The organism is Cutibacterium sp. KB22876, assembly GCF_059728865.1.
Window position 1 is genome coordinate 158,599 of the sequence record NZ_AP040858.1, and the last position, 21,483, is coordinate 180,081.

The window sequence follows — 21,483 nt, forward strand, 5'->3', positions numbered from 1 at the left end:
GGCGGCCTCAGAAGCCGTCGAGACGCGATCACAGGTGGGGTTTCACCTGAGTGTTGTAGATGTTCTCGAGGGTGGAACGCAGCTTGGTCATGGCCGGCTTCAGCTCGGCACCCTGCTGGATGACCGAGGCGATGGCCTTGGCGATCTCCTGATCGCCACCGGGCAGGAAGACGCGAGCGTAATCCTGCGGACGGGTGGCGTCGAGCTGCTTGATGGCCTCACCGATGAGCGGGTTCTCCTTGAGCAGCTTGGAGGTGTCGGAATCGTTGCAGACCGGCATGTAACCGGTGGCAGCGGAGAAATCGACGGTGTTCTCGGCATTGGTGAGGAAGCCGATGAACTTGGCGGCGGCCAACTGCTTCTCTTTGCTGGAGCGAGAGCAGATGGCCACACCGGCACCACCGGTCGGGCAGACCGGCTTCTCGACGGCAGGTCCACCGGGCAGGAACCCGACGCCGACCTCGAACTTGTTGCCGACGGCCTTCTGGACGCCGACGAGCGAGCCGGTCGAACCGATGGTGGCCGAGCAGGCGCCGGCAGCCATGTCGTCGGTGGACTCGTTGGAGGAGACTCCGGCCCACTTCTCCTTGAGGACCGCGTCACGAACGACCGTCAGGGCCTTGATGGACTCGTCGGAGTCACAGATGATGTCGAAGGAGTCCTTCTTGGACCAGCCGCCGCGGTATCCCCACAGGATGTTCTGCAGGGTCCAGCCCGCGTAGTCGGTGACCGACGGGAACTGGTAGGCGTGCTGAGCTCCGGTCTTGGCGTCCTGCAGCTTCTTGGCCCAGGTCCTCCACTCGTCCCAGGTCTTCGGGGCGCGGTCGGGCAGACCGGCGGCCTTGAAGTGGTTCTTGTTGTAGTAGAACAGCGGGGTCGAGCGGGAGAAAGGCAGGGCGTACAGGTTGTCCTTGTAGCGGTAGTCGTCGATGAGGCCCTTGCGGTAGGCCGAGACGTCAACCTTGGCAGCCTTAAGCAGGTCGTCCAGCGGAGCGATGGCGTCCTGCATGTAGTAGCGGAACCACCAGACGTCGGAACCGATGATGACGTCAGGGGTGTCTTTGCCGGTCAGCGCGGTCTGGAACTTCTGCGCAACCTCCTCGTAGGAGGAGCCGGCCGGGACGATCTTGACGGAGATTCCTTCCTTCGCCTTGAAGTCGTCGCAGATCTTCTTGGTGACGTCACCGGACCCGCCTGGATTGTTGGTCCAGAAGGTGATGTCGGTGGCGGGCTTGACGTCGGCGTAGTCAACCTTCTCGGCAGCCTTGGAGGCTCCCTTGCTGGAGGAGCTGACGGCGGAGGGGCCCGAGCACGCGGCCAGGCCCAGGGTTCCGGCCCCGAGGGCCGCCATGGTCAACAGCCGACGACGGCTGATGGGATTGAGGTCGGACACGGTGATGCTCTCCTTGTGGATCGAGTCGAACGTGAAACGGGGATGGATGGGAACTCGCGCCGGAAGGAAGACCGGTAGCGTCACTGGGTCAGCGGACGCAGGTCACTTGACCGCGCCCTGGGTGAGTCCGGCGACGAGGTATCGCTGAAGTAGGACGAAGATGAGGAGGACCGGGAGGATGACGAACACGGCACCAGCCATGAGGATCGGATAGACGCCGGCGTCGGAGTCGACGGCCTGCAAGGCGGTGAGCCCCACCGGGAGCACCATCCGTGAGGTGTCCGAGGTGATGACCAACGGCCAGATGTAGTTGTTCCACTCGTCGACGATCGTCACCAGGGCGACCGTCGCGATCGCGGGAGCTGACATCGGGATGACCATCCTGAACAGCCGGGTCATGTGGCCTGCACCATCGACCTCGGCAGCTTCCATCACCTCGCCCGGCAAGGACAGGAAGTGCTGACGTAGCAGGAACGTCCCGAAGGCCGTACCCAGGCCGGGGAGAATGATGCCCCAATAGGTGTTCACTCCCCCGAGCTGGGAGATGAGGACGTAGTTCGGGACCAGGGAGACCTGGGCGGGAACCATGAGGGCAACGAGAACCAGGATGAAGATGATCTTGCGTCCCGGGAAGTGCAGGAAGGCGAAGGCATAGGCGCTGGTGCAGGCCAGGACGAGCTTGACCGTCGCGCCAATGGCAGTGACGATCACGGTGTTGAGGAAAAGCTGCGGGAAGTCGATGGTCCGGGAGGCCTGACGGTAGGCGTCGAAACTCCAGTGATGAGGCCACCAGACGACGTCCTGGCCAACGATCTCGGACGGGGTCTTGAAGGATCCCAGCACCATCCACAGCAGCGGCAGGACGACGATGAGGGCGGCCAGGATCATCGGCAGGTAGCCCGTGAAGGCCTTGGAGACACCGGACTCGGCCCCCACGACCGACTCGTCGACCTTGTGGGAACGGCGGATGTCGGCGCGACGAACGGCTGCATTCAAGCTCACGAGTAGTGCACCCGCCTTTCGAGGAAGCGCATCTGGATGACGGTGAGGATGAGCAGGATGACGACGAGGACCGTCGACTGAGCGGCCGAGTAACCGGCGCGGTTGTACGTCCCGAAAGCCTGGATGTACGAGGAGTACATGAGGGTCGAGGTGCCCTGACCCAGCGGGGTCATGATCTTGATGATGTCGAAGGCCTGCAGGGAGGACAACATCGTCGTCAGGGTGAGGAAGAAGGTCGTCGGGGACAGCAACGGCCAGACCACTGAGCGGAAGGTGCGGCGACGGGAGGCGCCGTCGAGGGCTGCCGCCTCGAGCAGGTCGCGCGGAATGCCCTGCAGGGCTGCCAGGTAGATGACCGCGCAGTAGCCGAGGTTCTTCCAGACGTAGACGATGATGACCATGACCAGGGCCAGATGCGGGTTGTTGAACCACTGCGGCACCGGAAGGTGCATTCCCCGCAGAATCGCGGAGAGGACGCCGGTGACGGGGTCGAAGATGAACATCCACACCATGCCGATCCCCACACCGGAAAGGACGTACGGTGCGAAGACGACGGCTCGGGCGACGTTACGTCCCACCAGTTGACGGTTGAGGACGACGGCCAGCCCGAGGCCGATGAGCATGGAGAATCCGACGGTGGCGACGGTGAAGATGAGGGTCGTCGTCAGGACAATGCCGGCGTCGCGAGTGAAGAACTCGACGTAGTTCTGCAGCCCAACCCAAGTGGCATTGGCCGAACCGAGGGTCCAGTCGAGAGCCGAGTAGTAGATGTTCAGGAAGAACGGTCGGTAGACGAATAGTGCAATGAGGATCGCGTTCGGGGCCACGAAAGCCAGGAAGAGCAATGCCTCCCGTCGCATTCTCCGGCTCGGGCGACGTCTGGGCACTCGATGTGGCGTGGCTGTGGACGTGATTTGTGAGGTGGCCGTCGACCTGGCTTGCGGCACTGGATCCGACGCCGGTGACGTCGCCATTCCAGACGACGTCGCGCCCACCGGCACGGCTTCGTCGACTCCGATGTTCACCCGCCCTCCTCGAGGTCTCATTGCCGCTCTCTCACAGGCAGCACCAGGGAAGGACACTAGGAAGCCGAGATGTCATCATCTCGATGATCAGATGACATGGACCGGACCCCAAGATGAACTCTTATGCCAAATCGTCGGGAGGATCACGAAAATGAACCTTTTTTCGTGATACACGGGGTCTTCAGGTGGCGTCATGACACCATTTCATGGCAGCCGAGAGGCAGTTTCGTGAAGGTATGAAATTTGTCAGTCAGACAATAATTTTTCGAGTTTGTCAGCCGTGTCCTGCCAATCCGTGACGGCGACGCACGGGATGCCCATGACCTTGACGGGGTAGTCGTTACCGTGCTCGTCGAGGCGATCCCCGTAGAAGAGCACGTCCTCCTTGGACAGGCCCGTCGCAGCGAGCAACTTGCCCATCCCGAAGGACTTGTCGCGGCCGACGCGGGTGATGTCGACGGAGGTGGATCCGCCGGCGCGCACCTCGAGGTCCGGAAGCTTCGCCGCCACGACCTCGCGGAGCTTGAGCTTCTTCTCACCGCTGGGATCCCACGCCTTCTTGGCATCGACGGGGGCCTGCTGGCCCAGGGCGGAGAAGGTGATCTGGGACTCGCGATCCTCCAACCTCGGCCCCCAGGTGCGCTCCTCCCACAACCCCAGGTTACGGGCGCAGGTCTCGACGGCATCGATGGCGCGGGACTTCTCGTCCTCGGTCAGCGCCTCGACGTAGATACGCTGCCATTCTCCGTCAACGCAGCGGAAGTACTGGGTGCCGCAGGCGGGCAGCAGGTGGAGACGATCCAGGTGAGGGGCATTGACGTCGTCAAGGGCCTCGACGACCTGAGTACGGAACTGGCCGAACTGACCGCCGGAGATGACACAGACGCTGGTGTGATCCAGCAGCCGCGAGAGGATGCGCGCCATGGGCTCAGGGAGACGGGTCTTCGAGGGGGCCAGGGTGTCGTCCAGATCGAACGCGACGAGTTTGGGGCTCACAGCAGCATTCTACAAGGCAGACAGCCCTCCACACCACCGTTCACCCTGTTCCGAGGCCGTTTGCGTCCAACCGGAGCCACTCTGCGTGCCAAGGCTGGGCATCCATCCCATGACACGACGACGGGCCCGCGAGTTTCCTCGCAGGCCCGTCATACGACGAAGGGTCAGGACACCGAAGCAGCGTAAATCGAATCGATGGAGCTGCGGAGGGTCTCGTCGAACTCCTGCTGGGACTGGCCGTGGCTCAGCCCCTCGGCGAGAGCACGCGAGAAACTCGCGATCAGTCCGTGGTTGCGAGCCAGCTTCTCATTGGCCTCCTCACGGGAGTAGCCACCGGACAGAGCCACAACACGGAGAACCTTCGGATCCGCAATGAGATCGGTGTACAGGTCATCGGTCGTCGGAATCGTCAGCTTCAGCATGATCCTGGCGTCGAGAGGCAGAGCGTCGATGTGCTCACGAATGAGGTTGTGGAGCCTCTCCTCCGCCTTCTGCTTGTTCGGGGCATGGATGTCGACCTCAGGCTCGAGGATCGGCACCAAGCCAGCGGCGCGGACCTGCTCACCGAGCTCGAACTGCTGATCGACGATCTTCTTGATGCCGTCCTTGTCGTCATCAAGAATGACCGAGCGCTCCTTGGTGCCGAAGATGTGCTCCTCCTCGACAGCGCGATGAAGGAGCTCGTCAAGACCGGGGATCGGCTTCATGACGCGGACGTGGGACTCCTCGTCGGCCAAGCCCTTGTCGATCTTGAGGAAGGGGACGATGCCCTTCTTCTGCCACAGAAAATCACCGGTGGGAATTCCCTCGATCTCACGATCCATCGTCATCTCGAACAGAATCGCGGCAAGAATGTGGTCGCTGGTGAACGACGGGCTGGTGATGATCCTGGTCCGCATCTCGTGGACCAGATCGAACATCTTGTCCTTGTCGTCGCCGTAGACCTCGGGCTCCACCCCGTACGCCTTGAGAGCCTTCGGTGTGGAGCCTCCGGACTGGTCCAGAGCGGCAATGAATCCGGGCGCAGTTCCCATACGTTCAGTCTGCTGGGCGCACGCATCAGTAGCTGTCATAGCGACATCTCCTTCGACTTCGATGGCGTCTTCCAACGTACCCGAAAAAGCGGGACAAAAAAGTCTAGCGAGGTATTTCGTGCCATCCTCGCGCCATCCTCACCAAACCGGGAGCGCGACGGTTTCCAATGTCGATCCGATCAACGGTGACGGCGATGAGCGTGGCCGATCCGGTATCGGCCATCGCCTGGACGAAACCGTGCAAAACCGGGCCTGGGGTACTCAGTTGCGGTGCTCCCTCAGTGCTGGGTATCCACTCAGTTCCGACGAAGTGGTCCGCACCGGGTACCGCGAACGCATCTGCCAGATCGGTCCGGTCCGCATCAAGCATGTGGACGACGACGCGGGCCCCCTCCTTCAGAGCCGCCAAGGTCGTCGAGCCATTACCCATCGACACCGAGACGACGGCAGGCACGACTGATACTGATGCCAGGGAGGACACCGTCAGCCCCTCCGGACCAGCTGCACCCATCGTCGTCAGGATTGCCACGCCGGCAGGATGTCCGCGAAAAGCGGTCGCCAGCTCAGTGGCCAGTTCGTGAGTTGGACTCGGTGTGGGGTTCGGCGTCGTCACGCCCTGAGTTTGTCACCAATCTCACGAAGGACGCCAGATAGTTTCACTCAGGGATCATTTACCTCATGATCGTCGCGACGACGAGGACGACGTTGAGAGCTGACACCGCAACGACGACCGTCCACGAGATGACGGACATGACGCGACCATTCGCCCATTGACCCACCAAGCGTCGGTCCCCCGTGAACCGCGCCAGTGGCACGAGGGCCAGCGGCAACCCCATACTCAGGAGGACCTGGCTGAGGACGAGGGCCCTGGTCGGATTCGCTCCCGACGCCAGGATGATGAGGGCCGGGATGATCGTCACGAGTCGGCGGACGAGCATGGGCACTCTCATGTGGAGCAGCCCTGCCATGATCTCAGCCCCGGCATAAGCACCTACCGACGTCGAGGCCAACCCCGACGCAAATAGTCCGATGGCGAAGATGACCCCGATCGTCGACCCCAGGGAGGAGCTGATGGCCGCGTGGGCTTCGGCGATGCCGTCAATCCCCTCGACTCCCTGCAAGCTCGCCGCTGCCAGCAGCAGCATCGCGATGTTCACCGATCCGGCCAACACCAGGGAGACCGCGACGTCCCATCGCGTCGCCTTGAGAAGTCTGGAGATCTGGCTCGGCCGATCATTCACCCCGTGACGATCTCGCACCAGTGAGGAGTGCATGTACACCGCGTGTGGCATGACGGTGGCGCCCAGCATCGATGTGGCCAACATGACCGTTTCGGTGCCTTCGAACCTCGGAACCATGCCGGAGGCAATCCCGCTCCACGACAGGGGCGAGAAGGCCAGTCCTGCCGTGAAGCCAATGGCGACGACCACGAGCATCCCGATGATGACGATCTCGAAAGTACGCTGCCCGTGACGAGACGGGATTGCCAGGATCGCCAGGGACAGCGCCCCAGTAATGAGACCTCCGACAAGCAACGGTAGGCCGAAAAGCAGCTCCAAGGCCACTGCCCCACCGATGACCTCGGCCAGGTCCGTCGCAGCCGCGACCAGCTCGGCCTGGAACCAGAAGGCCAGCCGACTACTTCGACGTGGTAGAGCGTCCCCGACGAGCTCAGGAAGGGAATGGCCCGTGACCAGTCCCAACTTGGCCGACAGATATTGCACCAGCATCGCCATGACGTTGGCGATGACGAGCACCCACACCAGCAGGTAGCCATAGCAAGCCCCTGCCGAGAGGTTCGCGGCGACGTTCCCGGGATCGACATACGCCACGGCCGCGATGAAGGCCGGGCCCATCAGGCGTATCAGTCGGGAACGGTTCTGCACACCGCAATCATGTCCCCTCGGCCGCGGACCTCCCAGCGGAGCCACAGCCAACGGCCATGTTTTCGGAGAGAGCTGAACGGTCACGGCCGGTCGGATTCTCCTTAAATCCATCGACGGAAGGATGTGACTCATCCGTTCTGGCCGTAGGGTCAGAACGGTGAGCAGCACTTCCGTCCCCACACGTCGTCCCCCGGGACGTCTGCGTCGTGGCTATCGATGGTTGCGCGCGCACCCCATGATCCTCGACTCGGTGTTCGCCTTCATCGTCGTTGTGGTCACCGTGGTGTCCTGGGCTCAGCAAGACCATGTCACTGCCCATGAAATATGGATGCTCGTGCTGGTCCTCGTGGTTGCAGCCTCCTGGGTGTGGGCCCGCACCAGGCCGGAGATCACGGCGGCAGTACTGGTCGGCTCACACCTCGTCCAGCTTGCGATGACGACCGACCCGTGGCCGCAGAACGTTCTGGTACCCATCATTCTGTACCAACTCTCGCTGAAGACCGAGAGACCACGGCGCAGCTTCTGGCTCGCACTGTGCTTCGTCGCCCCGATCGCCGCCGCGGTGAGTTGGGGATTCGACCCCAGGTCCGATCTGAACACGCATACGAAGCTGCTGCGCTCCGGCATCATCGCGATCGGGTGCATGGCATGTTGTCTGGCAGCCTGGTTCGCCGGAAGTGCGGCTCGGGATCGTCGCCAGACCATGGAGGCGTTGCGCCAACGCGCCATCGACCTGGAACGCGAACGCGACCAGGGCATCCGTCTTGCCACTCAGGAGGAACGCGCCAAGATCGCCCGGGACATGCACGACATCGTCGCCCACTCCCTGTCGGTCATCGTGGTGCAGGCCGACGGTGGCTCCTACCTCGCCCACCACGAGGAGGTCGGCGACGCCGAGACCCGTCTGGCAGCCAGCGCCCAGGCTCTCGACACGATCGCCACGACCGCCCGTCACGCCCTCGACGAGACCCGCCGTCTCGTCGGGGTGCTGCGCGACGACGACTCCGACCCCGAACTCGCACCCACCCAGGGCCTTGACGACATTCCTCGTCTGGTCGAGGAGATGAAGGGAGCGCTGTCCATCGACCTCAGGGTCGAAGGAGACCCGGAATGCCACGAACCCCTCTCCCAGGGCGCCCAGCTGGCCTGTTACCGCGTTGCCCAAGAAGCCCTCACCAACGTCCTCAAGCACGGCGGTCCTGCCGCCACTGCCCAGGTCATCGTCAGCCATCACCCCGACGACGTCACCCTGGAGATCCTCGACGACGGACGAGGAGCCGGGGTGACTGGCATCGAGCGGGCCGACGGGGCAGGGCACGGCCTGGTGGGAATGCGCGAACGTATGTCCGCTTGGGGTGGCACCCTTGAGGTGGGGAGTCGCCCGGACCACGGGTTCCGAGTCCACGGCGTCATCCCCACCCATCAATCATTCAGTAATCGTCAGTCCGAGCCCCGAAGGACCATGCCATGACCGACCCGATCCGACTCCTCCTAGCCGATGACCAGCAGATGGTTCGGGCCGGATTCCGTCTGGTCCTCGACGCCCAGCCCGACATGACCGTCGTCGGGGAGGCCAACACCGGCGCCGAAGCCGTCACCCTCGTCGATGAGCTGTCCCCCGACGTCGTCCTCATGGACATCCGAATGCCCATCCTCGACGGCCTGGGCGCCACCGAGAAGATCATGGCCGCCCACACTGAGGCCAGGATCCTCGTCTTGACGACCTTCGACCTTGACGAGTACGTCCATGCTGCCCTGCGCGCCGGAGCGTCCGGATTCATGCTCAAGGACGCCGGTCCGACGGAACTGCTGGCTGCCATCCGAGCGGTTCGTGACGGCGACTCGGTCGTCGCCCCGTCGGCCACCCGTCGTCTCATCGAACGCTTCATCCCTCGTCAGGGGGAGGGTGCGCCGACGATGACCGACCCCAAGCTCATAGATTCGCTGTCCGACCGGGAGCGCGAAGTGCTCACCTGCGTCGGCGAAGGGCTCACGAACACCGAGATCGCCGAGCGGCTCTACCTGGCCGAGACAACCGTCAAGACCCACGTCGGGCACATCCTGTCCAAACTCAACCTGCGCGACCGGGTCTCCATGGTCATCACTGCCTACGACGCCGGACTGGTTCGGCCCGGCCGCTGACCTTTCGGACATGAGGGGCCTCAGCCCGGTCCTTCTGCGGACGAGCTGGGTCCTCCTGCAGTAGGAGAGCGGGAACCGTTCCCGGGACTGATGTGTGACGAGGGACAACGCCCATAGCGTCAAAGGCGTTGTTGCACCTCGACACAGGAGTTCTCATGTCTGCCTCAGCGCCGGCCGCGCCGACCACATCCTCAACGACCGCCCCCAGCGCGGTCCGCACCCTTGACCTCACCAAGACCTACGGCTCGGGAGCCACCCTTGTGCGGGCGCTGCGCTCCGTGACCCTCGACATCCCGGCCGGGCGCTTCACCGCCATCATGGGAGCGTCGGGCTCGGGCAAGTCGACCCTGCTGCACTGCATGACGGGTCTGGACTCCCCCACCTCCGGACGGGTCTGGATCGGCGACACCGAGATCACTCACCTCGACGACGACGCCCTCACCCGGCTGCGTCGCGACCACGTCGGATTCGTGTTCCAGTCCTTCAACCTCATGCCGACGCTGACGGCCACCGACAACATCATGCTGCCGCTGAGACTGTCCCACCGCAAGGTCGACAAGGAGTGGTTCGACCACATCACCGGGATGCTCGGTCTCACCGAGCGTCTTCGCCACAAGCCGTCGGAGCTGTCGGGCGGCCAGCAGCAGCGCGTTGCCGTCGCCCGTGCCCTGGTGACCCGTCCGGACGTCATCGTCGCCGACGAGCCCACCGGCGCCCTTGACTCGGAGGCCAGCGACGACCTGCTCGATTTCCTGCGCCACTGCGTCGACGACCTCGGCCAGAGCGTCGTCATGGTCACCCACGACCGCGACGCCGCCGCCAGGGCCGACGACATCGTCACCGTCGCTGACGGCCAGGTGTCCACCACTCGTGGGCAGGAGGTGTTGGCATGATTCATGAACGTCGTCGTCTCATTCCCACGATGATCGCCGTCATCATCGGGGTGGCCTTCATGGCCAGCACCCTGATGTTGATGGATTCGATGAAGGCTTCCGCGTTGCGGACCCAGGCGGCAGCCGTCGGGGATGCCGCCGTAGTCGTGACTGGCAAGGACAAGACCATTGCCCAGACCACCGTTGACAAGGTCGCCAAGGTCGATGGTGTGACCTCGGTCGAGGCCACCCGCAACGTCTTCCTGCAGCGCACCGACAACGGGCAGTCCGCCTATGTCACCGGTCACCTCATGCCAGCCCACCCCGACATGGTCGAGGGACGCACCCCGACGGGGCCGAACGAAGTCGTCGTCAACCAGAGCACTGCGGACAACAAGGCCACAGTCGGTTCCCGGATCACGGTCAGTGACATGTCCCAGAAGAAGCTGAAGTCCACCAACCTGACCGTGGTGGGCGTGCTCAATCCGAATGCTCGGACCACGAGCACCCCGACCTCTCCGGAGATCTACCTGCCTACCGCCACCCTGGCCAGCATCAGTGGTCAGGGGGGTGCCGACGTCCTGTACGTCAATTCCGACCGTCGAGCCTCCGAAGTCGTCAAGGATGTCTCCAAGGTCGTCGGCAGTACCGCCACCGTCCGTACTGCCGACGACGAGCGGGCCCATCAGGCCGAGCATGCCTCCGACGGATTCGCGGCCATGACGACCTTCATGGGTGCCTTCGCCGTCATCGCCCTGGCCGTCGCAGCGATGGTGATCGTCAACACCTTCACCATCCTCGTCGCCCAACGCACCCGCACCTTGGCCTTGGCCCGCTGCATCGGTGCCACCCGCAAACAGGTGCGTCACTCGGTGGTGGGCGAGGCCCTCACCGCCGGCCTCATCGGATCGGCCGTCGGAACGGCTCTTGGTATTGGCGTCACCCAGCTCATGCTCATGGGGCTCAAGGCTGCGGGCTCCCCGGTCGACGCTTCGGTCAGCGTCACCGTGATGTCATGCATCATCCCACTCATTGTCGGAATCGTCGTGACGACCTTGGCCGCCCTGCCACCGGCACGTCGCGCGACCAAGGTCGCCCCGGTCGCTGCTCTGCAGCCCATGACCGAGACGCCCACCCGCAGGATCGGTCGAGTCCGCATCATGCTCGGTGCCCTGCTCTTCATCGCCGGTGCCGCCCTCGTCATCGCCTGCGCGACCGCTGACATGGAAACCAATGTCGCCGTGCTGTGCGGGGTGGCCGGTGGATTCGTCAGCTTTGCCGGCGTGCTGGTGCTGGCTCCCGTTCTCATCGGCGGGCTGAGCCGAGCCATCGGTGCCGCCCACCTCGGTGGGGTTCCGGGAGAGTTGGCTGTCGAGAACACCCAGCGCAACCCGCGCCGTACCGCCACGACGACGTCTGCCCTGCTCATCGGTGTCACCCTCATCGCCACCGTCGCGACGGGAGCTGCCACCGGACGGGCCTCCATCGACAAGGTCATGAACGGTCACTTCCCCGTCGACGCCACCGTGCAAGCCCAGGGCCCGCTCGACAAGGCGACCATCCAGGACGCCAGGAAGACCGACGGAGTCGCCAAGGTCGCTACTGTGACGACAGCCACCGGAACCATTGAGGGCGGCGGGGATGCCAAGCAGACCACTATCCAGGGCGTCTCGTCGGAGTTCTCCCAGGTCGTTCGCAACGATTCCGCCACCAAGGGGCTCGACAGCACCCACGCCGTGGGCTCCGTGCCGGGTGCCTCCGACGGCGACAAGATCACCGTCACCGTCAAGGGCAACAAGGTCAACCTGACCCTGGTCGGACATGGTCAGGACACGCAGGGCATCGTCGTCACCCAGGATGTCATGACCAAGCTGGCTCCGAAGGCCGAACCCACCCAGCTGCAGGTCCGCTACAAGGACAGCGCCGATCAGTCCAAGACGACCCAGGCCCTGTCCAAGTCCATGTCGGCCCACCAGGGAGTGACGGTCGCCTCGACCGCTGACCAGAAGGCCCAGATGGACAAGGTGATCAACATCCTGCTCGGCATGGTCGTCGGTCTGCTGGTGATTTCGGTCATCATCGCAATGGTCGGTGTCGCCAACACCCTTGGCCTGTCGGTGGTGGAGCGCACCCGCGAGATCGGGTTGCTGCGCGCCCTCGGACTGACGCGGAAACAGGTGCGGTCGATGTTCGGCGCGGAGGCGCTCATCCTCTCGGGCATTGCGGCAATCCTCGGTATCGCGCTGGGTATCGGGTACGGCATCGCCGGATCCCACGCCCTCTTCAGTTCGATCATGACCGTTCAGGCGTCCGTGCCGTGGGTTCAGATGCTCGTGGTGGCCGTCGTCTCGGTGCTGGCCGGATGGCTGGCCTCCGTGATACCCGGTCGCCGGGGAGCGAAGATCAAGCCCGCCGTCGCCCTGGCTGAGGAGTGAGCTCAAGGGCTGGCGACACCATGAGGTTCACAGCAGGCCTCGCTGTTGCAGGGCCGGGATGACCCGGTCGAGCAGCAGCGGGGCCTGTCTCACGTCATCGTGGCAGTGGTCGAGGTCGGTCCACTCGTACTCGACGATCTCGGAATCGGGGACGGGCTCTGGCCAGGAGTCCTGCCAGTCACAGATGTAGACCGCGCAGCGAATGCCATCGGCGTCACCGTTGGCGGCAGGGGCGTCGAAGGTTCCCAGGTGGGTGAGGTCTGCGGGATCGAGGACCAGACGGGTCTCCTCCCGGGCCTCGCGGATGGCGGCATCGAGAGGGGTCTCGCCGGGCTCGATCTTGCCACCGGGAAGGATGACGTGATCGGCTCCCCGTTTTCGGACGTTGAGACAGGTTCGCCCTCGCATCAGGCACACGGCGGAGAGGTTGAAGATCACCTGGTCAGGGTACCGATACCCCGACGTCACCCCACGGAGCTGCCAAAAAGTGGCCCGGATCAGGCATGTACACGTTTTCATCTCGATTTTCTGGCAGCTCCGTGGGGTGACCGGCAAGTATCGGCACCTCGGCGTCGTCGTGACCTCTCGCCTGCGCGAACGCTCACCCCTCGATCACCGCCGCCTCCTTCTCGGACCCGCCCCTAAACTCACCGGCGTGACCGAACCTGATCAGCAACTGCACCGCAGTCTGAGAAACCGACACATCCAGCTCATCGCCCTGGGTGGCGCCATCGGAACCGGCCTGTTCTACGGAGCTGCCGACTCGATCTCCGCCGCTGGCCCGGCCATCGTCATCAGTTACCTGGTGGGGGGCGCGGTGATCTACCTCATCATGCGTGCTCTCGGCGAGATGAGCGTCCACCACCCGACCTCGGGCGCCTTCAGCGAGTACGCGCACCGATGGTGGGGGGACCTGCCCGGCTTCATCTCCGGCTGGAACTACTGGTTCAACTACATCTTCGTGTCGATGGCCGAGCTCTCGGTGGTCGGAATCTACGTCAACTACTGGTTCCCGGCCGTGCCCCGCTGGCTGTCAGCGGCGGTTCTCCTCGTCATCGTCACCACCGTCAACCTGCTCCACGTGCGCGCCTACGGCGAGGTGGAGTTCTGGTTCGCCATCATCAAGGTCGTCGCCATCGTCGCGATGATCATCCTGGGGCTGTGGATCATCCTCTTCGGATCTCCCTCCACCCCGGCGACCGGATTCAGCAACATGTGGCGCAACGGCGGGTTCATGCCCCACGGCGTCACCGGGATGCTCGCCGGCATCATCATCGTCATGTTCTCCTTCGGCGGCACCGAGCTCATCGGCATCACCGCCGGCGAGGCCGAGGACCCGCAGCGTTCCATCCCGAAGGCCATCAACCGGGTCGTCGGGCGGATCCTGATCTTCTACGTCGGCGCCCTCGTCGTCATGCTGGCCATCGTCCCGTGGACCAAGATCGACGGCACCGCCAGCCCCTTCGTCCAGATCTTCGACCTCGTCGGCATCCCGGGAGCGGCCGCCATCCTCAATCTCGTCGTGCTCACCGCGGCGATGTCGGCGTACAACTCCGGTCTCTACGCCAACGGTCGGATGCTGCACGCCCTGGCCCACCAGGGTGACGCCCCCAGGGTTCTCGGCAAGGTCAACAGGGCCGGCTCCCCGTGGGTCGGTGTGCTGGTCTCCAGCGCGGTGACGGCCATCGCGGTGGTCGTCGTCGGGCTGCTGCCGGAACAGGCGTTCATGTACATCATGTCGATCGCCACGATCTCCGCCATCATCAACTGGGCGACGATCATCATCACCCAGATGCTCTTCCGTCGTCGTCTGGCCCCCGAGACCCGCGCAAACCTCAAGTTCCAGATGCCGGGAGCACCGGTGACCAACTGGATTGTCATCGCCTTCCTGGTGCTCATGATCGTCGTCATGCTGATCATGCCGCCGTTCCGGATCGCCGTGGCGATCGGCCCGATCTGGCTGGCCGCCCTGACTCTGGGGCGGTGGCTGTCGCGTCGCCGCAATCAGTCACGGGCCTGATCAGGTCCCCTCACTGACATGACGAGGGCCGGTCGGTTGCACAACCGACCGGCCCTCGTTCCGGAAGAAATCACACCAGGACGATGACCTGCACCAGGAGGATCTTGACGATGGTTCCCAGCGCGAAGAGGGCACCGTAAGCTGACTCGATGCGCTCGTCGTTGACCAAGGAGTTGGCGTAGCTGAGGATGGCCGGCTGACCAACGAAACCGGCGAAGGCACCGGTGGCGCGCTGGGCCGACAGTTTCATGAACCAGGCCGCAGCAATGACGATCACTCCGCCGAGGACCAGGGTGACGGCTGAAACGCCGATGACTGCCAGACCGGTCCAGCTGGCGGCCTGGGACAGGAAGGCGGGACCGGACGCCAGCCCGACGCAGGCCAGGAAGATCATGAGACCGAGCTGACGCAGGATCGCGTTGGTGGCGTGCGGCAGCTGCCATCGCAGTGGGCCCGTGCGATGCACCGACCCCAGGATCATGCCCATGACGAGCGGTCCGGCTGCGGTTCCCAGCTCGAAGCGCAAGCCGCCGGGCAGGGCCACCATGAGAGCCCCGAGCAGCAGACCAAGGGCGGCGCCGAGCCCCAGGGACAGGGCGTCGACCTGGGAGACGCGGGCCTCGGAGTCACCGAAGAGGTCGGCGGCGTCGGACAGACGATTCGCCGGCACCACGCACAGCACGCGGTCGCCCGGCTGCAGGACGATGTCATCGCGGGCCAACATGTCGAGGTCGCCACGACGCACCCGAGTCACCTTGCCACTGGTACGGCCGCGCACGTCGATGCTGCCGAGGGTGTGCCCGACTAGGGCAGGGTTGGACACCAGGAAGCGGCGGAAGTCAATCTCGTGGCGCTCGCCGGTGAGGGCGCGATCAGAGACGTGGCCCAAGTGCTCGACGGCACGGTTGACGTCGTCAGGGTTGCCGACGACGAGAACCTGGTCGCCGACATGGAGGTCGTCGTCCGGGGTGGCCAGCCGCATCTCGCCGTCGCGCAGCAGGTAGGACATCCGGATCTGGTCGTCGTTGAAACCGGGGGTCTCGTGAATGGAGGTCTCGCGATCGACGACCGTCGACACCGAGGTCAGGCCGGCCTCGGCCATGGAGGTGTTGTCCTTGGTGGCCGGCCAGTGCCGCTTGGCGACGAGGGCGACCATGACGAGCCCGACGACGACCCCGACCGGGTACGACAACGCATAGCCGACGAGGGTGTCCCCGGCGCCGTGGGTGGCCGTCGATGCAGCGTCGATGGCCGGTGAGGTGAGGACACCGGCGTACAGACCAGCGACGTGGGCCGGGCTCAGTCCGAACAATCGTCCCAACCCGAGCCCGGCGGCTGCCATGGCGGCAAGCCCGACGATGCCGGCGAGCATGAGACTCCACTGACGTTTGAGGTCGGACAGGAAGGTCGATCCAGCAGCCAGGCCGACGGTGTAACAGAACAGCACAACGCCGAAACCCTTGATCATGCCCAGGTCCTGGCCAAAACGTGGATCGAGGGCACCCACGACAAGCCCCATGAAGAGGGCTCCGGCAGCACCGAATCTCAGTGGGCCGAACTTGATCTGGCCCAGCAGGGCACCAGAAGCCAGGACGATGAGGATCGTCAGCAGTTGATGCGTGGCGAGAAAGTCGGTCAGTACTGTCATGAAACTCCTGACATCATGCCGGCGATCCCGCCCCGACGGCGGGATGCGTCGTCGCAGCAGGCCCGGAAGGTCCGGGGTCCAGTCCTCGGATTATAGGACCTCGCTCGGACAGAGACGATCACGCCCGTCGCGTTGCAGGCTCACCATGGAGACGTCCGCGGTCTCACACTGAATACACACGAGTGCCGTCGCGACGAATCGCGACGGCACCCAGCGTGTGTCGAGCCTGTGCGCTGACCGTGTGCGTTGAGTTGTGTCCGAGGACCTTGCCTCAGGACTGGACAGCGTCAGGGCTTGACGAGGATACGGATCGGGTTGCCCTGATGGGACTCCAGCTCCTCAATGCCGCTCTTGACCTCCGACAGCGGAATGACCTTGGAGATCGACTCCGAGAGGTCGAGGCGGTGGTACGACAGCATCTCGGCCAGCATGGCGATGTCCTGGGACTTGTAACCGAGGTGGCCGAGAACCTGCTTGCGGTGCAGGTTGAAGTCCAGGAACGGGCCGGCGTCGATGTCCTGGGAGGACAGACCGACGGAGACCGCCTTGCCGTCGACGTCGAGGGAGTCGACGCAGGCGCGCAGGGTGGGCTTGATACCGACGGCGTCGAAGGCGACGTCGATCATGCGGCCGTTGGTGATGTCCTCGATCTTCTGCATGAGCTCGGGGTCGTCGCTGCGCAGGGTGTGATCGGCACCGAGTCGCTTGGCGCGCTCGAGGACTGCGTCGTTGAGGTCAATGGCGATGACGGGGACGCCACCGGCCAGCTTGGCGAGCTGGACGAGGTGGGTCCCGACACCACCGACTCCCCAGACGGCGACGGCGTTGCCCATGTGCACCTTGCCGGTACGGACGACAGCGGCGTAGGGGGTGGAGACGGCATCAGCGAGAAGGGCTGCCTGGTCCATCGGGACGTTGTCCGGGATCTTCGTCATTCCGGAGGCCTGGGCGACGTGGTACTCGGCCCATGCGCCGTCGTAGGCGAAGGCCATCAGGTTCAGGCTCAGGCAGTCTGTGAAGGCACCACGCCGACACTTGCGGCACTTGAGACAGGGACGACCAGCGGACGGGATGACGCGGTCACCCTCCTTCCACCCGGTGACGCCGGCGCCGAGCTCGACGATGGTGCCGGAGGCCTCGTGGCCCTGGGTCACAGCGGGACGACTGGCCGGGAATGCGCCGCTGATAAGACTCAGGTCGGAGTGGCAAATACCGCAGTATGCGACCTTGATGAGCACCTCACCGGGCCCCGGGTGCGGGATCGGGATGTCCTCGAGGGTGATGGACCGATCCGCAGCGTGGAAACGCTCGGCAAGCATGGTTTCTGTCATCTTTGATCCCTTGTCAGCGCGTCGACCTCGGTGCCGACGCTACTTGTCATTCAGGGTAATACGAATAGGACGATCCAGCACCCAAAGATCGGGTTGAGATGTGGATTGTCTCACACTGACAGCCGACGACGGCAGAGGGGAAGCTGTCACGTCCCCGCCGCGTGCTCGGTCTTGGTGATCTGGGCGGCAAAACCCTCCAGCACCACCTCGGCATGGACGAACCCGGTACCGATCGGCAACCTCGGCCGCAGGTTCGTCCCGACGCACACCACGACGACACCGGAACACCGCCATCAGGGCAGCTCAGCCTCCACGGCCTTGGCCAACACGGCGTGGCCCGTCTGTGACGGATGGTCACCGTCCTCGGCAAGAAGTTCGGTGTCGTCCCGCTTGCCGTCGGCGCCCTTGAACGGAGTACGCACATCGACATAGACGACCCCGATCTCGTCGGCGATGGCCTCGACCTGGGAGTTGAACACCTTGGTGATCGTGTTGGTGACATGGGAGTAGTCCTTGCCCTGCTCACGCCCGACCTTGCCGTCCATCCCGACATTCCAGTACCCGGTGACGACGACGGTGGCATCGGGCGTCGTCATCGCGGCCTTGATGCGTTCCAGGATGGTGCGTACCCGTCTGATCACCGCATCGACGTCACCTTCGACGCATGACGCATCGGCGTGGGCACACCTGGCGACGATCTTGTCGACGTCGAAATCGTTGGCCCCAATCGTCACGATGGCAAGATCAGCGGTCTTGAGCAAGGTCCTCGTGCCAGGTGACTCGAGCTGGGTGAGGACGTCAGTGGTCTTGTACCCCGACACCGACTCGTTACCCACGGAGGCTCGCACGCTCGCACGGTGGGCCATGTCTGTACCGACCCGCTCGATGAAGGTGACGCACTGGCGGCAAGCACTTCCCTGCGGAACGGAGTCGCCAAGACCGACAGTGCCGAGGGTTCCGCCATGCCCCGTCAGTCCGGGAGCGGACCGCACTGCAACAGAGGACGCCGGAGCTGAGGAGGTGGCCACGCTCGGCTTACGATGCCGGTCGAAGGACCACCCGTTTGCGTGATTGACAGGCCGCAATCCGAGGGTGATCCCGACCACGACGGCCGCGACGATCACGACACTGAGAATCCTGAGAATTCTAATTCTCTTCACGATCTCATCATGCCTTGACGAGGACCGGTTGTCCGCCCCTCACAGCGGTATTCCGGTCTGCTGTCAGCGGATTCACGGCGGCCAGAACGGACTGCCCGCGCGAGATCGCACACCCCAAGGGTTCTCAGCCTCGGTGCGCGGGCAATGCCAATTGGGCGTGGACGACCGTCCTACCCATGTGGACCCGACCGGTGGACTCGGCCGTGAACACCCGCGCGTCCTCACTACCCTGGAATCTGGCAGCCTGCATTCCACGCACGGTGTCGGTGAGTTGATCGACCTGCTCGGACAACTGTTCGATCCGACGCTCCATCTCGAGGATGCGCCTGATCCCGTTGAGGTTGATCCCCTCTTCCTGGGACAGGTGCTGAACCATCCGCAGGGCGGCGACGTGACGCATGGAGTACCGACGACCCCGTCCACGGGTCCGCTCCGGGATGACCAGCCCGAGCCGGTCGTAGGTGCGCAGGGTCTGCGGGTGCATCCCGGCCAGCTCGGCAGCCACCGAGATGGGGAAGATGGCGGCGTCCTTGTCGATCACCGCCAGATCGACAGCGTCGGACAGCTTCCTGCTGCGCCGTGCCATCTCACCTCACCTCCCACGGCCTCGGGTTGGGTTGCCGGACGACGTCACGGAACCCCTCCAAGGCATGTCGCGCGTCATCGTCAAGCTTCTCGGGGACGACGATCTCGACCGTGGCGAGCAGGTCTCCCTTGCTGCCATCGGAGCGCGGCACGCCACGACCACGCACCCGGAAGGTCCGGCCGCTGGGCGTCCCTGCGGGGATCCGCAGACGAACGGTACTTCCGGCCAGGGTCGGCACTTCGACCTCGGCGCCGAGAGCAGCCTCCGGGAAGGTCACCGGCACGTCGACGGTGAGATTGTTGCCGTCACGTCCGAAGACCTGGTGCGGACGCACCGTCACCTTGACGTACAGGTCGCCGGCCCTGCCGCCGTTTTCGCCCGGGGAACCCTTGCCCTTGATGCGGATGCGCTGGCCGTCCTCCACGCCGGCAGGAATCCGGATCTGCATGGACTTGGTGGACTTGGCGCGACCCGATCCGTGGCACACCTGGCAAGGATCCTCGACAACCATTCCTCGCCCTTGGCAATCCGGGCAGGGCTCAGTCATCTCGAAGACGCCACCCGCCGAGGTCGCGTGCATACCCGATCCCTGACAGGTCGAGCACACTCTCGGCACGGTTCCGGCCCTGGCACCAGTTCCCCGGCACGCCTGGCAGGGGGCCTGGGAGACCATGTCCATGGTGACGGTCGTCCCGGACACGGCATCGTCGAAGGAAATCGTCGTCTCTCCCTCGACGTCGGCACCACGACGAGCAGCCCTGGTCGTGGTGCGGCGTCCACCGGTGGCCCCGAAGAGATTTCCGAAGAGGTCTCCAAATCCGTCGCCGTTGGAGGCGGTACGAATGAAGTCCTCGACGTTGACGTTCGGTTGAGCGCCACCACGCGGGAACCCGAATCGGCTGGCCGTTCCGAAGAGGCTGCGAGCCTGGTCGTACTCCTTGCGCTTCTTGACATTGGACAGCACGTCGTTGGCCTCGGAGGCCTCCTTGAAACGAGCCTCGGCAGCCTTGTCACCGGGGTGGGAGTCAGGATGGTTGTCCCGGGCGATCTTGCGGAACGCCTTCTTGATCTCCTCGGGCTTCGCGTCCTTGGAGACACCGAGGACCTTGTAGTAGTCCTTCTCGGCCCAGTCCTTGGTACTCATCTGGTTCCTCCCTCCCTGATCATCGCGAGTTCTTCCGGTCTGCGGTCACGGCCGCCTTCTTCGATGTGTGTCGTCTCAGTCGCTGTCAGCCTCGGGGGCCTGCTCCCCCGACCCCTCAGCCTTCGACTCCCCGGGCTTGGTATTCGGGTCCGGGTCGGAGACCGCCACGCGCGCCGGACGCAGGACACGATCACCGAGCTTGTAGCCAGGCTGCATCACCTGGCTGACGGAGGTGACGGTGGCCCCCTCCATCGGCATCTGCATGAGAGCCTCGTGGAGATTCGGGTCGAAGGCGTCACCCACCTCACCGAAGCTGCTCAAACCATGGGTGTTGGCCACCTTCTCGAGCTCATCGACGACGAGCTTGAAGCCGCCCTCGACCTCACCGTGCTGGCGAGCCATGGCGATCGAGTCCAGGACCGGCATGAGGTCGGTGATGACCTTGTCGACGCCGGACTGTCGCGACAGTGCACGGTCACGGTCGACGCGCCTCTTGTAGTTCACGTACTCGGCCTGCAGACGCTGCAGATCCTCGGTGCGCTCAGCCAGCAGGGCCTCCAGCTGGGCCTCCCGGGACATCTCCTCAGGGGCCTGCGAGTCGGCGGTCGGCTGGTCGGCGTCGATGTCGACGCCATCGACGATGTCGGCGAAACGCTCCTCGACGTTCTCGCCAGCCTGGTTGTCGTCGGCCTGGTTGTCATCGGGATTGACGTTCTTGTCAGTCATCTGTCTTCCTCCACGTGGGTGCCGACCGCCGGGCCGTCATGATTGGCGACCCGGCGGTCGATGCGGGGTTTGGGGTCAGGCCG

20 protein-coding genes are annotated in these 21,483 nt (G+C 64.3%); 5 read left to right on the forward strand and 15 right to left on the reverse strand.

The features are described 5' to 3' along the window. Positions 1 to 28: 28 nt before the first annotated feature. From AC6I1W_RS00750 to AC6I1W_RS00780, 7 genes are all read right to left on the reverse strand, one after another. The gene (locus tag AC6I1W_RS00750; RefSeq protein ID WP_218837195.1) at positions 29 to 1,393 is read right to left on the reverse strand and encodes an ABC transporter substrate-binding protein; all 1,365 of its coding nucleotides are present in this window, start codon (positions 1,391 to 1,393) and stop codon (positions 29 to 31) included. Between the two features lie 102 nt (positions 1,394 to 1,495). Beyond that, positions 1,496 to 2,395 (reverse strand): carbohydrate ABC transporter permease, encoded by a 900-nt coding sequence (locus tag AC6I1W_RS00755; protein WP_065673532.1) that lies wholly within the window; start codon positions 2,393 to 2,395, stop codon positions 1,496 to 1,498. Then, positions 2,392 to 3,420 (reverse strand): carbohydrate ABC transporter permease, encoded by a 1,029-nt coding sequence (locus AC6I1W_RS00760; RefSeq protein ID WP_497743511.1) that lies wholly within the window; start codon positions 3,418 to 3,420, stop codon positions 2,392 to 2,394. Before AC6I1W_RS00760 ends, AC6I1W_RS00755 begins: the two co-directional genes overlap by 4 nt. Before the next feature lie 246 nt (positions 3,421 to 3,666). Next, positions 3,667 to 4,416, reverse strand: a complete 750-nt coding sequence (locus AC6I1W_RS00765) for an HAD-IIB family hydrolase (RefSeq protein ID WP_065673534.1) — start codon at positions 4,414 to 4,416, stop codon at positions 3,667 to 3,669. A gap of 164 nt (positions 4,417 to 4,580) precedes the next feature. Further along, on the reverse strand, positions 4,581 to 5,525 hold the full coding sequence (locus tag AC6I1W_RS00770; protein ID WP_284950560.1) for a fructose bisphosphate aldolase: 945 nt from the start codon (positions 5,523 to 5,525) through the stop codon (positions 4,581 to 4,583). A gap of 28 nt (positions 5,526 to 5,553) precedes the next feature. Beyond that, positions 5,554 to 6,063 (reverse strand): flavin reductase, encoded by a 510-nt coding sequence (locus tag AC6I1W_RS00775; RefSeq protein WP_065673536.1) that lies wholly within the window; start codon positions 6,061 to 6,063, stop codon positions 5,554 to 5,556. A 58-nt stretch (positions 6,064 to 6,121) separates the two neighbouring features. After that, the gene (locus AC6I1W_RS00780) at positions 6,122 to 7,516 is read right to left on the reverse strand and encodes an Nramp family divalent metal transporter (RefSeq protein ID WP_284956411.1); all 1,395 of its coding nucleotides are present in this window, start codon (positions 7,514 to 7,516) and stop codon (positions 6,122 to 6,124) included. A gap of 55 nt (positions 7,517 to 7,571) precedes the next feature. On the opposite strand from AC6I1W_RS00780, the gene AC6I1W_RS00785 reads away from it, so the two are divergent. The 4 genes from AC6I1W_RS00785 to AC6I1W_RS00800 all read left to right on the forward strand — a co-directional run bounded on the left by AC6I1W_RS00785 (position 7,572) and on the right by AC6I1W_RS00800 (position 12,785). Further along, a complete protein-coding gene (locus tag AC6I1W_RS00785) occupies positions 7,572 to 8,807 on the forward strand; it encodes a sensor histidine kinase (RefSeq protein WP_284950590.1) in 1,236 nt (411 codons plus the stop codon). Continuing rightward, the gene (locus tag AC6I1W_RS00790) at positions 8,804 to 9,478 is read left to right on the forward strand and encodes a response regulator (RefSeq protein ID WP_004809284.1); all 675 of its coding nucleotides are present in this window, start codon (positions 8,804 to 8,806) and stop codon (positions 9,476 to 9,478) included. The genes AC6I1W_RS00785 and AC6I1W_RS00790 overlap by 4 nt, the downstream gene beginning before the upstream one ends. 155 nt (positions 9,479 to 9,633) lie before the next feature. Further along, entirely contained in the window at positions 9,634 to 10,371 is a 738-nt protein-coding gene (locus AC6I1W_RS00795) for an ABC transporter ATP-binding protein (protein WP_063279903.1), read from the forward strand. Then, complete coding sequence (locus AC6I1W_RS00800; RefSeq protein WP_462552720.1) at positions 10,368 to 12,785, forward strand: ABC transporter permease; 2,418 nt, start codon at positions 10,368 to 10,370, stop codon at positions 12,783 to 12,785. The genes AC6I1W_RS00795 and AC6I1W_RS00800 overlap by 4 nt, the downstream gene beginning before the upstream one ends. Positions 12,786 to 12,812: 27 nt before the next feature. Here AC6I1W_RS00800 and AC6I1W_RS00805 read toward each other — a convergent pair whose 3' ends face one another. Continuing rightward, a complete protein-coding gene (locus AC6I1W_RS00805; protein WP_036976280.1) occupies positions 12,813 to 13,193 on the reverse strand; it encodes an NUDIX hydrolase in 381 nt (126 codons plus the stop codon). A 247-nt stretch (positions 13,194 to 13,440) separates the two neighbouring features. On the opposite strand from AC6I1W_RS00805, the gene AC6I1W_RS00810 reads away from it, so the two are divergent. Further along, a complete protein-coding gene (locus AC6I1W_RS00810; RefSeq protein ID WP_462552718.1) occupies positions 13,441 to 14,805 on the forward strand; it encodes an amino acid permease in 1,365 nt (454 codons plus the stop codon). Positions 14,806 to 14,875: 70 nt separating this feature from the next. Here AC6I1W_RS00810 and AC6I1W_RS00815 read toward each other — a convergent pair whose 3' ends face one another. The 7 genes from AC6I1W_RS00815 to AC6I1W_RS00845 form a co-directional block, all read right to left on the reverse strand. Further along, on the reverse strand, positions 14,876 to 16,453 hold the full coding sequence (locus AC6I1W_RS00815; RefSeq protein ID WP_065673541.1) for an aspartate:alanine exchanger family transporter: 1,578 nt from the start codon (positions 16,451 to 16,453) through the stop codon (positions 14,876 to 14,878). Between the two features lie 287 nt (positions 16,454 to 16,740). Further along, positions 16,741 to 17,784: a zinc-binding dehydrogenase gene (locus AC6I1W_RS00820; protein ID WP_065673542.1), complete on the reverse strand. Its 1,044-nt coding sequence runs from the start codon at positions 17,782 to 17,784 to the stop codon at positions 16,741 to 16,743. A gap of 146 nt (positions 17,785 to 17,930) precedes the next feature. Further along, complete coding sequence (locus AC6I1W_RS00825) at positions 17,931 to 18,056, reverse strand: hypothetical protein (protein WP_270236192.1); 126 nt, start codon at positions 18,054 to 18,056, stop codon at positions 17,931 to 17,933. 21 nt (positions 18,057 to 18,077) lie between these two features. After that, positions 18,078 to 18,944, reverse strand: a complete 867-nt coding sequence (locus AC6I1W_RS00830) for an SGNH/GDSL hydrolase family protein (RefSeq protein ID WP_416241592.1) — start codon at positions 18,942 to 18,944, stop codon at positions 18,078 to 18,080. 124 nt (positions 18,945 to 19,068) lie between these two features. Next, the gene (locus tag AC6I1W_RS00835; RefSeq protein ID WP_065673543.1) at positions 19,069 to 19,530 is read right to left on the reverse strand and encodes a heat shock protein transcriptional repressor HspR; all 462 of its coding nucleotides are present in this window, start codon (positions 19,528 to 19,530) and stop codon (positions 19,069 to 19,071) included. Position 19,531: 1 nt separating this feature from the next. After that, complete coding sequence (gene dnaJ, locus AC6I1W_RS00840) at positions 19,532 to 20,674, reverse strand: molecular chaperone DnaJ (protein ID WP_493536882.1); 1,143 nt, start codon at positions 20,672 to 20,674, stop codon at positions 19,532 to 19,534. Between the two features lie 75 nt (positions 20,675 to 20,749). Next, the gene (locus tag AC6I1W_RS00845) at positions 20,750 to 21,400 is read right to left on the reverse strand and encodes a nucleotide exchange factor GrpE (RefSeq protein ID WP_065673545.1); all 651 of its coding nucleotides are present in this window, start codon (positions 21,398 to 21,400) and stop codon (positions 20,750 to 20,752) included. Between the last annotated feature and the right edge of the window lie 83 nt (positions 21,401 to 21,483).